The sequence below is a fragment of the Arthrobacter sp. FB24 genome, assembly GCF_000196235.1.
GTDB lineage: Bacteria > Actinomycetota > Actinomycetes > Actinomycetales > Micrococcaceae > Arthrobacter.
Genome location: NC_008541.1, coordinates 48,018 through 59,402 on the forward strand (window position 1 = coordinate 48,018; position 11,385 = coordinate 59,402).

At 63.6% G+C, this 11,385-nt stretch carries 12 protein-coding genes; 10 read left to right on the forward strand and 2 right to left on the reverse strand.

Annotated elements, in window-relative coordinates; all coding sequences use genetic code 11:
* Positions 1-21: 21 nt before the first annotated feature.
* The 3 genes from ARTH_RS00230 (at position 22) to ARTH_RS00240 (ending at position 3,072) form a co-directional block, all read left to right on the forward strand.
* Entirely contained in the window at positions 22-957 is a 936-nt protein-coding gene (locus tag ARTH_RS00230) for a universal stress protein (protein ID WP_011689912.1), read from the forward strand.
* Positions 954-2,477 (forward strand): APC family permease, encoded by a 1,524-nt coding sequence (locus ARTH_RS00235; protein ID WP_011689913.1) that lies wholly within the window; start codon positions 954-956, stop codon positions 2,475-2,477. Before ARTH_RS00230 ends, ARTH_RS00235 begins: the two co-directional genes overlap by 4 nt.
* Positions 2,478-2,589: 112 nt before the next feature.
* Positions 2,590-3,072 carry a pyridoxamine 5'-phosphate oxidase family protein gene (locus ARTH_RS00240; RefSeq protein ID WP_011689914.1) on the forward strand — a complete coding sequence of 161 codons (483 nt, stop codon included), beginning with the start codon at positions 2,590-2,592 and terminating at the stop codon, positions 3,070-3,072.
* A gap of 3 nt (positions 3,073-3,075) precedes the next feature.
* Here ARTH_RS00240 and ARTH_RS00245 read toward each other — a convergent pair whose 3' ends face one another.
* Both ARTH_RS00245 and ARTH_RS00250 read right to left on the reverse strand, forming a co-directional pair.
* Positions 3,076-3,681: a DUF6919 domain-containing protein gene (locus tag ARTH_RS00245; RefSeq protein ID WP_011689915.1), complete on the reverse strand. Its 606-nt coding sequence runs from the start codon at positions 3,679-3,681 to the stop codon at positions 3,076-3,078.
* Between the two features lie 116 nt (positions 3,682-3,797).
* Positions 3,798-4,382 carry a hypothetical protein gene (locus ARTH_RS00250; protein WP_011689916.1) on the reverse strand — a complete coding sequence of 195 codons (585 nt, stop codon included), beginning with the start codon at positions 4,380-4,382 and terminating at the stop codon, positions 3,798-3,800.
* Between the two features lie 160 nt (positions 4,383-4,542).
* Between ARTH_RS00250 and ARTH_RS00255 the strand changes: the two genes are divergently transcribed.
* The 7 genes from ARTH_RS00255 to ARTH_RS00285 all read left to right on the forward strand — a co-directional run bounded on the left by ARTH_RS00255 (position 4,543) and on the right by ARTH_RS00285 (position 11,384).
* Positions 4,543-4,932, forward strand: coding sequence for a VOC family protein (locus ARTH_RS00255; RefSeq protein ID WP_011689917.1), 390 nt, complete (start codon positions 4,543-4,545; stop codon positions 4,930-4,932).
* Between the two features lie 71 nt (positions 4,933-5,003).
* Positions 5,004-5,183: a PspC domain-containing protein gene (locus ARTH_RS00260; protein WP_011689918.1), complete on the forward strand. Its 180-nt coding sequence runs from the start codon at positions 5,004-5,006 to the stop codon at positions 5,181-5,183.
* Positions 5,184-5,586: 403 nt separating this feature from the next.
* Entirely contained in the window at positions 5,587-6,864 is a 1,278-nt protein-coding gene (locus ARTH_RS00265; RefSeq protein WP_043429182.1) for an ABC transporter substrate-binding protein, read from the forward strand.
* A gap of 83 nt (positions 6,865-6,947) precedes the next feature.
* Positions 6,948-7,835 (forward strand): carbohydrate ABC transporter permease, encoded by an 888-nt coding sequence (locus ARTH_RS00270; RefSeq protein WP_011689920.1) that lies wholly within the window; start codon positions 6,948-6,950, stop codon positions 7,833-7,835.
* 92 nt (positions 7,836-7,927) lie between these two features.
* Complete coding sequence (locus ARTH_RS00275) at positions 7,928-8,845, forward strand: carbohydrate ABC transporter permease (RefSeq protein WP_011689921.1); 918 nt, start codon at positions 7,928-7,930, stop codon at positions 8,843-8,845.
* Positions 8,846-8,872: 27 nt separating this feature from the next.
* Positions 8,873-10,273, forward strand: coding sequence for a NosD domain-containing protein (locus tag ARTH_RS00280; RefSeq protein ID WP_011689922.1), 1,401 nt, complete (start codon positions 8,873-8,875; stop codon positions 10,271-10,273).
* Positions 10,274-10,289: 16 nt separating this feature from the next.
* Complete coding sequence (locus ARTH_RS00285) at positions 10,290-11,384, forward strand: LacI family DNA-binding transcriptional regulator (RefSeq protein ID WP_011689923.1); 1,095 nt, start codon at positions 10,290-10,292, stop codon at positions 11,382-11,384.
* Position 11,385: the final 1 nt, after the last annotated feature.

The window sequence follows — 11,385 nt, forward strand, 5'->3', positions numbered from 1 at the left end:
AGTTCAGAGAGGAACGGCCAGATGCGCTACGTAGTGGGGTATTCAGCAAATGCCAGGGGCCATGACGCCGTAAATCTGGCCGTGTCACTGGCCCGGGGCCGTGGAGCCACACTGGACCTTGTGGTGGCCATTCCCGAGGTGTCGCCGTTCAGCGCGGCCCACGCGCCGAAGGCCGGATTCGAAAACCTGCTCCATGAGCAGGCCCGGACGTGGCTCGACGAGGCGCTGGCGCTGGTCCCGGCCGATGTCCCGGCGGAAGGGCACGTTCGCAGCGGCGAGTCGGACGCGCAGACCCTCATGGATGCGTGCGAGGAATTCCAGGCGGACATGCTGATCATCGGGGCCACGAGCAACGGGCTGTTCAAGCGGTTCACGATCGGATCCGTGGCCGGTGCGCTGCTCCACGCAGCCACCGTCCCGGTGGCCCTGGCACCCCACGGATACCACCGCAGGGAAGCCCTGACACGGATCAGTTGCGGACTCGGCGCCCGCCCCGGCGCCGGCGAGCTGCTGGACTACGCCGTTTCGATGGCGTCAAACCGTGATGTGCCGTTGCGGGTAGTGTCCCTTTTGGCCCTCGACGACGGCGGGTTAAGCCTCGACGACGGCGCGTCGCCGGACGTCGCGGAAGCGGCCCGCAACCATGCCGGCAATCGAGTGTCGGCCGCTCTTCCCGGCGGCGAAGCGGGCTCCCGGTTCGCCGCGAAGACGGACGTCGTGGTGGCTCAGGGCAGGAGTATCGAGGAGGCCGTGGACCGTCTCGACTGGGAGGACGGCGAAGTCCTGGTGATCGGATCGAGCCGGCTGGCCAGGAGCCGGTCCATCTTCCTGGGTGCCACCGCACATCGCATCCTCCGCGCCCTGCCGGTGCCCATGATCGTGGTGCCGAGCGACTACGCACTCAAGCACCAGACCCATTCAACGTCGAATGAAACCTCCGGAGAGGCACCATCATGACCACAGAGCACGCGACGTCCGCGACATCGCAGTCCGATCACAAGGGCATTAGTGCCAAAGGCCTGAAGGCCGGATCAGTAGGGCTGATCGGCGCAGTCGTCATCGGCGTCTCCTGCATCGCCCCGGCCTACACCCTCACCGCAGCGCTCGGCCCAACGGTGTCCGAGGTCGGCGTCCACTTGCCGGCCATCTTCCTGGTGGGATTCATCCCCATGCTGCTCGTGGCGTTCGGCTACCGCGAACTCAACAACGCCATGCCCGACGCCGGTACGTCCTTCACCTGGGCATCGCGGGCATTCGGACCGTGGATTGGCTGGATGGGCGGCTGGGGGCTGATTGCGGCCACCATTATCGTGCTGTCCAACCTTGCCGCCGTTGCCGTCGATTTCTTCTACCTCATGCTGGCCCAGCTCTTCAGCAATCCGGAACTGGGCGAGCTGAGCAAGAACCTGCCGCTCAATATCGCCACAACGCTGGTGTTCATTGCGCTGGCGTGCTGGATTTCCTACCGCGGCATGGAGACCACCAAGGGTGTCCAGTATGTGCTGGTGGCGTTCCAACTCCTGGTGCTCGGCTGGTTCGCGGTGGCTGCGTTCAGCCATGTTGCCAACGGGTCGGCTTTTGATGCCACGGCCATCTCGCCCGACTGGTTCAACCCGTTCGCCGTTGACTCGTTCTCTTCCTTCGCTGCCGGGGTGTCCCTGTCGATTTTCATCTACTGGGGCTGGGACGTCACGCTCACCATGAACGAGGAAACCCGGAACCCGGAAAAGACGCCTGGCCGTGCCGCGACCGTCACCGTTCTGGTCATCGTGATCATCTACATGACTGTGGCGCTCTCCACCCTGGCATTCGCCGGCATCGGCGACACCGGCCTGGGCGCGGGCAACCCCGATAACCAGGGCAGCATCTTCGCCGTCCTCGCCGGCCCGGTCATGGGTCCGTTCGCCATCCTGATGTCGCTGGCCATCCTGAGCAGTTCAGCCGCCTCACTGCAGTCCACGTTTGTCTCGCCCGCCCGGACGCTTCTCTCCATGGGGCACTACAAGGCACTCCCGGCCAAGTTCGGGCGGATCAGCCCCACCTACAAGTCCCCGAGCTACGCGACCATTGCCGCCGCCATCGCCGCTGCAGCGTTCTACGTCATTACCCGGACCACCTCCGAGAACGCGCTTTGGGACACCATTACCGCGCTGGGCATGATGATCTGCTTCTACTACGGCATCACGGCCCTGGCCTGCGTCTGGTTCTTCCGCGCCCAGGCCTTCAGTGGAGTCCATGCTTTCTTCTTCAAATTCCTGGCGCCGCTCCTGGGCGGGGTCATCCTGCTGGTCATGTTCTTCAAGACCGCCTATGACTCCATGGATCCTGCCTACGGGTCCGGCTCCTCCGTGGGCGGTGTGGGCCTGGTGTTCATCCTGGGCATGGGCGTGATCCTGCTGGGAGTGGTGCTGATGCTGGTGATGTCCAGGCTCCGCCCGGAGTTCTTCAAGGGACAGGTGCTGGCGCGGGGAATCTGAGCCGCCGCCCACTGGCGTACCGAAGCCCCGGACCATCGTTGAAAGTAAGCAAACTTACTAATAGGCTGGGCTGGCGGGGAACTTCCCCGTTCGACACGAACGAGGTGAGTGCATGTCTGACACTGAGAACATCGGCCAAGTCACGAAGATCATCAACGATTCCCACATCGGGATGCTGACCACCATCAACGAAGAAGGCGCGCTGGTGAGCCGGCCGCTGGCCGTCCAGGAAGTCAAGGACGACGGCGACATGTGGTTCTTCACGTCATCGGAAACTTCCCAGGTGGCGCATGTCCGCGCCGATCCGAGGGTGAACGTGTCCTTCGGCAAGAACACCGAATGGGTATCCGTGGCCGGCACCGCGGAAATCGTTACCGACAGGCAGAAGATCCACGACATGTGGAACCAGGTGGTCGAGGCCTGGTTCCCGGACGGCCCGGACACGCCTGAGGTTGTGCTGCTGCGCGTTGATTCTGACTCCGCTGAATACTGGACCAGCCCGGGCGGCCGGGCGGCCACGGTTCTTCAGTGGGTCAAGTCGAAGGTGACGAACAGCCGCATGAGCGTTGGCGAAAGCGGCACAGTGGACCTGTAGTCCTCACTGCAGTTGCCGGAGGGCCGCCAGCACCTCCGGCAACAGGACGTCGTTCCGGCCCCACACCGGATCCAGGACTTCCACGTACCAGGAATCTGCGAGGAGCAGGGACAGTGCGTCGTTGGTTTCCTCGGACCAGTCGCGGAGTGCGTCTTCGTCCACCGGGTTTTCGCTGGACCCGAGGACGGTGACCACTGCACCGCCGTCGAACGTCACCGGGACGGCGGCCGCGCTCACCTCGCCGGGGGCGTGGCCAATGGTGATGAGTTCGGACCTGGTGGACAGGGCAACGAGTTCAGCTGCGGCCTCGGCGCTGCAGAAGCCGGTTACATACTGCCTCTGTGCATGGCCGGCATCGCCGCGCATGCCCGGCTGGGATTCCTTGGTGAAGAGGCCGTTCCTGTTGATCTCCGCCAGTTCGGCGGCGATGGGCCGCGTCTCGTCATCGATGCTGGGCGCAAAGGTTCCAGGCTGGTACTCACTGTGGGATTCAAGCCACCGCGCAGTCAGTTCTCCGGCGGCTTCGAGGGTTGTTGCCTGCCGCCAGACTCCCCGGTCAGATCGCAACCTGCCGTGCTGGTCTCGTGTATCCGTGGCTAAAGGCTCCATTATGGGATGCTACCGCCGCCGCCTGCCGCCTTGCCAATGGTTCCGACACACCGGTTAACGTCGCTGGCTGCCGACGCCCACGGCACGGTGCCATTCGGGGGGCGCGCCCGCGAACCCTAACGCGAGGGCACGCCCGCTGCGGCTTCCGCGCGGCCCAGGGCATGTTCGAGCCGGGTGACGGCCGGAAGGTAGCTGGCGGGCTCGACTGCCCGGAGCCGTTCAGCCTCCCGCATGGCCTTTATCAGGGCCGCCGTTTCCGGCCGGCGCACATCTGTCATGTCGGGGTAGTCGATGCAGCACGCGGGATCCAGCTCATAGCGCTGCCATCTGCTCAGCACTGTGCGGTGCCTTGCGGCCGCGGCTGCAATCTCTGCCTGTGCGGCCGCATCGTGGAGCCGCGCTTCCTGCCGTGCCATCACGCGGGGACTCCACACATATGCGGCCACGGCGGTGGCGGCGGCAAGGAATCCCGCGCCGAGGCCCAGCCACGGCGACGCCAGGAATGGTATGAGGACAGCCGGGAACACCACCACCAGTCCGGCGAAGCCGTCCCAGAAGACGGCGTCCGTCATTTGCCCGGCATCGCGCCTGGCGTGGTACCGCGCCGAATAGACGGCGCCGGCCACGCCGCACACCACGACGGCGGCACAGACCGCTAGCTGTAAGGGCCCCATGGGGACCGATTCCGTGATGACAGACACCGTTCCACCTCCAACGGAACCTGCCCGGGCGGGCTGTTTCCGCTACTTCAATTGGAATCCCCCCGCCCCGGTGCGTCAATGGGCCGACCCCGGGGGCCTGGCAGAAGGTGGCCTCCCAGCCCCGTTCCCGGCCGGGCCGCGCACCGGTAGCCTAGGCACCATGCGACTAAAAATGTGCAGTATCCACGTCAAGGATCCGGCCGCTGCCCACCAGTTCTATACGGACACGCTGGGTTTTGAAACGCTCATGGCCATGCCCGAATACAACCTGTACATCGTGAAGGATCCCGGCTCCGCCGGGGGCAGTTCGGGATCGGTTGGTCTCCTGCTCGAGCCCAGCGACAATCCGATCGCAGCGACCTACATGAACGGGCTCCACGACGCCGGGCTGCCGGCGATCGTATTCGGAGTCCCCGATGTGCGGGCCGAGCATAAGCGGCTGGCAGCCCTCGGCGTCATCTTCCAGGGCGAACCGACAGAGGGCCCCACGGGGATTTCTGTGGTGCTGGACGACGGCTGCGGGAACTACGTGCAGCTGCACCAGGACTAGTCCGTCTTCACCTGGCCTGGGGGCCAAGGGACTCTGGACCGGACCCTGAGGCCGGCTGGTACTGTGGCCGCATGAGCGCAGCATTGGTACGGCCCAGGAACGGCAAGATGATCGCTGGCGTCTGCGCCGGCCTCGCAGCCCGGTTCGGTATTTCAAAAGCCCTCGTCCGCATTGGCTTTGTGCTGTTCGGCCTGTTCGGTGTAGGCGAGCTGGTCTACATCGCGTTGTGGATCGTCATGCCCAAGGAGTAACGCCGCGATTCAACGGAATTGGGCGCAGTGCAGACCCGGCCGGTGCCGAGCTGCAACTGGGCCTTACTGCCATGTGCGCCTCGGGCTGAGGCCGTGAGTCAGCCTCCCCACATACAGCCGTACGCGGAGATGTCCGTCGGTGCTTCGGTTCCGTTGTCACGGATGGACCCGGCGGATGCCAAAACCTGCCAAATCGGCCAAAATATGCCAAACCGTTTCTTCTGCCTTCGACGTCGACTCTAGGGCTGCGCCCGCCCATGCGTCAAGGCCCCAAATAATTTGCATTGTGACGCTTGACACGCCTGAACGGACGCCCCTAGGGTGTTGCCAAGTCGTTTTGGCAAAACGATTCTTCACCCCACAAACATTCTTGCCATTCCGTTCCGAGAGAAAGTCGACAGCGATGTCCACTCGAAAGACCATCTCCAGGCTCGCCGCCATCGGCGGCCTTTGCACGGCCGTGGCCCTGACGGCCACCGCATGCGGCGCTGGGGGTCCGGCGTCGTCCGGCAGCGCCGCAAGCTCCGTCAACGTCCTTGTCGAAGCCGGCGGGCACGCCGAGCTCGCCGGCGTTGCCGAGGCCTGCAAAAAGGACACCGGCCTCGACGTCAACTTCGTCGAACTGCCCTACGACGGCTTGTTCAACAGGCTCTCCAGCGAATTTTCCTCCGGCACTGTCTCCTTCGATGTCGCCGCTCTGGACTCCGTCTGGCTCCCCAGCTTCAAGGATGCGGTCCAGCCCATCGACGAGCTCTTCACCGATGAGGCCAAGAAGGACATCTTCCCCGCACTGGTCAAGGAAGCCAACGTTGATGGCCACTTCATCGGCATGCCCGCCTGGACCAATGCCGAAATCATCCTGTACCGCAAGGACCTCTTCGAGGACGCCAAAAACAAGGCCGACTTCAAGGCAAAGTACGGATACGAACTTGCAGCCCCCACCACCTGGAAGCAGTACCAGGACATCTCCGAGTTCTTCACCAAGGATGGCATGTACGGCACCGACGTGAAGGGTGCCGTCGAAACCGAATGGCTGGCCCATGTTCTCCAGGCCGGGTCCCCGATGGTCCTGGACGACCAGAACAACGTCGTGGTCGACAACGCAGCCCACAAGGAAGCCCTCGATTTTTACACGAGCCTTGTTAAGTCCGCGCCGTCCGGAGCGGCACAGGTCGACTGGGCTGCCGCGCAGAACCTCTTCAACCAGGGCAAGACCGCGATGACCAGGTTCTGGGCCCACGCCTACCGCCAGATCCCCGCCGACGCCGCTGTCTACGGCAAGGTGGGCGCGGCTCCCATGATCGGCGGATCCGCCGGCGTCGCCGGCGTCCCGGGACCGTGGTACCTCTCCGTCCCCAAGGCGACGAAGAACGCAGACGCCGCCAAGAAGTTCATCAAGTGCGCCTACGACCACAACGACCTGGGCATCGAGTCCAAACTGGGGCTCGCCGCCCGCATCTCGGCCTTCGAGAAGTACCAGGACAAGCCCGGTTATGAGAGCTTCAAGCCGTTGATCGAGACGCTCAACGGCGAGGCCACGGCGACCCGCCCGGCAACGGCGAAGTGGCAGCAGATTGTGGACACGGTCCTGGTACCGACGCTGCAGAAGGCAGTGGCCGGAGGGGACAGCGCGTCCCTCCTGGCTGAAGCCAAGACCAAGATCCAGGCCCTCGTCAAATGAGACTTCGCGGCCGGCACCGCCTGATGCTGCAATGACGGCAGAAGGGGTGCCGGCCGCGGACCCAACCAGCGGAAGAGTATCCCGTGCGTATCAATGATCGCCGCTTCGCCCTGTATCTGATGACCCCGGCGGCCTTGTTCCTGGCAGTTTTTGTCGCCTACCCGCTGTTCCGCCTCATCGCGGACAGCTTCTTCAAAATTTCCCCAATCGTCGGCGGTCCCCGCGACTTCGTCGGTCTGGACAACTACGTGCGGGCCTTCGCGTCCGAGGACTTCATCGGGGCCGGCTGGCGGACCCTCGCCTACACCGTGGTGGTGGTGACCCTCGAGTTCGCCCTTGGCCTGGGCATGGCGCTCCTGTTCACCACTTTGGGCAGGAAGTCCCAGATCTGGCGGACCGTCTTCCTGTACCCGCTGATGATCGCGCCGATCGTCGCCGGGCTGCTGTGGAAGTTCCTAATGATTGACAACTTCGGCCTGATCGGCACCCTCCTTCACCAAGCCGGCATCCTGCAAGACCCCAACCAGATCGGCTGGCTCTCCAACCCGGACATCGTCTTGTTCTCCGTGGCTGTTCCCGATATCTGGCTCACCACGTCCTTCATGTGCCTGGTGCTGTTCGCCGGACTCCAGAACATCCCGGGCGACCTCATTGAGGCTGCCCGCCTCGACGGCGCCAAGGCCCCCGCGCTGCTGTTCCGGATCATCCTGCCGCTGCTCCGGCCGGTCATCGCCGTGGCGCTGGTGGTGCGCGGAATCGATGCCGCCAGGGCCTTTGACACCATTCTGATCCAAACCAACGGCGGCCCCCAGTCCGCTTCGGAAACCATGAGCCTGCTGATCTACCGGACTATGATCCGCTTCGGCGATCCGGGCCTGGCCAGTGCCATGGGAACCATCTACCTGCTGGCGATGCTCGCCGTCGCTTTCTTCGCGGTGACCACCATCTGGCGGCCAGGAAAGGACAACTGATGAGCATCGCCGAGACGCGCCCCACTGGCGGAGGAACAACCGGCGGAAACGCCGCCGGGGAGGTGGCCTACCGTCCCCGGCCCGCCGGCGTCGTGCCTCCCGCACAGAACAACAGCCAGAAGGCTCCGACGACGGCGGCAGGCAACGGCCGCCGCCCCCGCCGGCACCACGCCGAAGGTCTCGAGGCTGGAAAGCGGAGCACCCGGATCATTCTCTGGATCCTGCTGGCAGGAGCCCTGGTGCTGTACGGATTCCCGTTCCTGTACCTGCTGTTCACATCCTTCAAGACCCCGATCGACACCATCGCCGTTCCGCCCACCATTCTCCCCAGGGAATGGACGCTGGAGAACTACGCCAACGCCTTGGGCCGCAGTGGAGTGCTGGCGTCGTTCATTAACAGCGCACAGACCGCCATCATCAGCACCCTGCTGTCCTTGATCCTGGCGGTTCCCGCGGCGTATGGGATCACCCGCTACAAGACACCGAGCGGCCGGGTGTTCATCATGGCCGCACTGGTCACCCGCATGGTGCCGCCGGTAGCCATCGGCATTCCGTTGGCATCGATGATGTCCTCCGTGGGACTTTCGGACACCCCGATTGCCCTCTCCATCGCCCACACCACCATCTCGCTGCCGCTGTCCATCTGGCTGATGTCCAGCTTCTTCGAAGCCGTGCCCAAGGACCTGGAGGAAGCGGCCACTGTGGATGGCTGCAGCAGGCTCGGCGCCCTGTGGAGGGTGGTCATCCCGGTGGTCTCCGGCGGCATCGCAGTCACCGCGATCTTCGCCTTCCTGGCCTCCTGGAACGAGTTCCTCTTCGCCCTCCTCATGACGGCGATCCGCTCCCAGACCACGCCGGTGGTCATCGCGAACTTCCAGACCCAGTTCGGCCTGGACTGGGGATCCATGACGGCGCTGGCCGCCGTCTACTCGATCCCGGTCATCCTTCTCACACTCCTCTTGCAGCGCAAGATCGTCGCAGGCATGACGCTCGGCGCCGTCAAGGGCTGAGACACCACAACACAAAGGGAAGAACCTGTGTCAAGCAACAACTACTACGACGTGACCACGTGGCCCGTCGGCAATCCGTCCGAGGACGTCGGTGAAGTCATCAACAGCATCATCGCTGACATCAAGGACCGGCAGACGGTCACCGATGCGAACAATGGAGGAAAGCCGGGCGCGGTGATCTACATTCCGCCGGGGGACTACCACCTTCGTACGCAGGTTTTGATCGACATCAGCTTCCTCAGGATCCATGGCTCGGGACACGGCTTTACGTCGTCCAGCATCCGGTTCAATGTTCCGGAAGACGAATGGCCCGGGCTCCATGAGCTGTGGCCCGGTGGGAGCCGGATTATCGTCGACATTCCGCCCGGCGGAGACGAAGGTGGAGACGGGGAGGAATCCAAGGGAGCCGCTTTCTACGTTGAGCGGAGCGGGAGCCCGCGGATCAGCTCGGTGGAGTTCTCCAACTTCTGCATCGACGGCTTGCACTTCGACCCGGATGGCTCGGGGTCGCATCCGGAAAACACCTACGTCAACGGCAAGACCGGTATCTATGTTGCGAACGCCAATGACTCTTTCCGCATAACCGGCATGGGGTTTGTCTACCTTGAGAACGCCCTCACCATCTACAACGCGGACGCACTTTCCATTCACGACAACTTCATCGCTGAATGCGGCAGTTGCATCGAGCTGCGCGGGTGGGGGCAGGCATCGAAGATCACCGACAACCTGGTCGGAGCAGGCTTCAAAGGTCACTCAATCTACGCCGAGAACCACGGCGGCCTCCTGGTAACTGCGAACAACGTCTTCCCCCGTGGCGCAAGCAGCATCCATTTCGTAGGCGTCACGCGTTCAAGCGTCACCAATAACCGTTTGCATTCGTTCTACCCCGGGATGCTGATCCTTGCGGAGAACAGTTCGGAAAACCTCGTGGCCACGAACCACTTCCTGCGTGACCATGAACCGTGGACGCCGTTCCTTGGAGTCGACAACGGACTGAACGACCTCTACGGACTGCTCTCTGTCAGCGGCAGCAATAACTCTGTTATCGGCAACCACTTCTCCGAGATCATCGATTCACCCAGCATCCAGCCGGAAGGAGCGACGCCCGTCATCATCCGGCTGATGGCGGGGGTTGGCAACTTCGTCTCCAACAACCACGTGGTGGCGATGGACGTTCGATCAAAGGCAAGTGACTCCTGCTTCTCGGCCCAGGTGGACGCTCTGTTGACGACCGAGGCTTCGGACGGCCTCGCCGTTACGGCCGTCATGGTCGATTCCGAATCGGCCCGGAATACGATCCTGGATTCCGGAAGTGACGCCCAGGTCATCGCAGACAGGGCCGTTAACGCCTTGAGGGCCACGCCCACCGTCGGTTTCCAGGCAGCCCACGCACTTGTTGAGCCGCACGTAGAATCAGCAACAACATAAGGACGTGGGAGACCAAATGACCAATAGATCAGTCGGTATCAAGGACGTGGCGGCCGCGGCCGGGGTCTCTGTCACGACCGTCTCCCACGTCCTCAATGATGTCGCGTACGCCCGAGTGGGCGCAGGAACGAGGGAACGGGTCCACGAAGCGGCCCAACGGCTGGGTTACGGGCCCAACCGGCTCGCCCAGGCCCTGCGCACTCAACGCTCAGGGATGATCGGGTTCATCAGCGAGGAAATCGCCACCACCCCGCACGCAGGCAGGATCATCCTCGGGGCCGAGGAAACGGCGCGGGCCCGCGGCTACCGCATCATGATCATCAACTCCACCAGCACCAGTTCCCAGGATTCCAAGGAAAGCCAGGTGGCGGATCTGCTGGACCGGCAGGTGGACGGCATCCTGTACGCCACGATGTATCACCGGGAGCTGGCTGTCCCCAAGAACCTGGCCGGACTGCCGGCCGTCCTGGTGGACTCTGAAGACATCAGCCACACTGTTTCCGCCGTCATCCCCGACGAAGTGGGCGGCGCAAGGTCGGCCGTGCAGACCCTGATCGACGCCGGGCACACCCGGATCGGCATGCTCAATAACACCGACGACGTGCCGGCAACTCACTCCCGGCTGACGGCCTTCAAGGACACGCTGGCAGACGCAGGGCTGACGTTCCACGAAGAACTGGTCCAGTCCGAGCATTCGGAGGTGCGCGGCGGCTACGAGGCGGCCCTCCGCCTCTTGAAGCAGGAGGACCGGCCCACGGCCGTATTCTGCTACAACGACCGCATGGCCATGGGCGCGTACCGGGCCGCCGGGGAACTTGGTCTTAGCATTCCGGACGACATTTCTTTCGTCGGTTTCGACAACCAACAACTCATCGCGGAAAACCTCTACCCCGCACTGACAACGGTCGCCCTGCCCCACTACGAAATGGGCGCGTGGGCAACCGACAACCTGATCGACGCCATTGAGGGAAAAACTGACCTGCGGCTGTTCGCCGCTCATCCGACTGTCTTGCCCTGTCCCATGGTTTTGCGCGATTCCGTCGCCTCCCCCGAACATAAGGGCGCCTCGACCAGAGCAGCACCGGACTCACCTCCACGCGCCAACACCTGAC

What these genes read in the sequence shown, in the direction of transcription:
- ARTH_RS00230 (WP_011689912.1), top strand. Translation starts at nt 22, where the DNA reads ATGCGCTACGTAGTGGGGTATTCAGCAAATGCCAGGGGCCATGACGCC.
- ARTH_RS00235 (WP_011689913.1), top strand. Translation starts at nt 954, where the DNA reads ATGACCACAGAGCACGCGACGTCCGCGACATCGCAGTCCGATCACAAG.
- ARTH_RS00240 (WP_011689914.1), top strand. Translation starts at nt 2,590, where the DNA reads ATGTCTGACACTGAGAACATCGGCCAAGTCACGAAGATCATCAACGAT.
- ARTH_RS00245 (WP_011689915.1), bottom strand. Translation starts at nt 3,681, where the DNA reads ATGGAGCCTTTAGCCACGGATACACGAGACCAGCACGGCAGGTTGCGA.
- ARTH_RS00255 (WP_011689917.1), top strand. Translation starts at nt 4,543, where the DNA reads ATGCGACTAAAAATGTGCAGTATCCACGTCAAGGATCCGGCCGCTGCC.
- ARTH_RS00260 (WP_011689918.1), top strand. Translation starts at nt 5,004, where the DNA reads ATGAGCGCAGCATTGGTACGGCCCAGGAACGGCAAGATGATCGCTGGC.
- ARTH_RS00265 (WP_043429182.1), top strand. Translation starts at nt 5,587, where the DNA reads ATGTCCACTCGAAAGACCATCTCCAGGCTCGCCGCCATCGGCGGCCTT.
- ARTH_RS00285 (WP_011689923.1), top strand. Translation starts at nt 10,290, where the DNA reads ATGACCAATAGATCAGTCGGTATCAAGGACGTGGCGGCCGCGGCCGGG.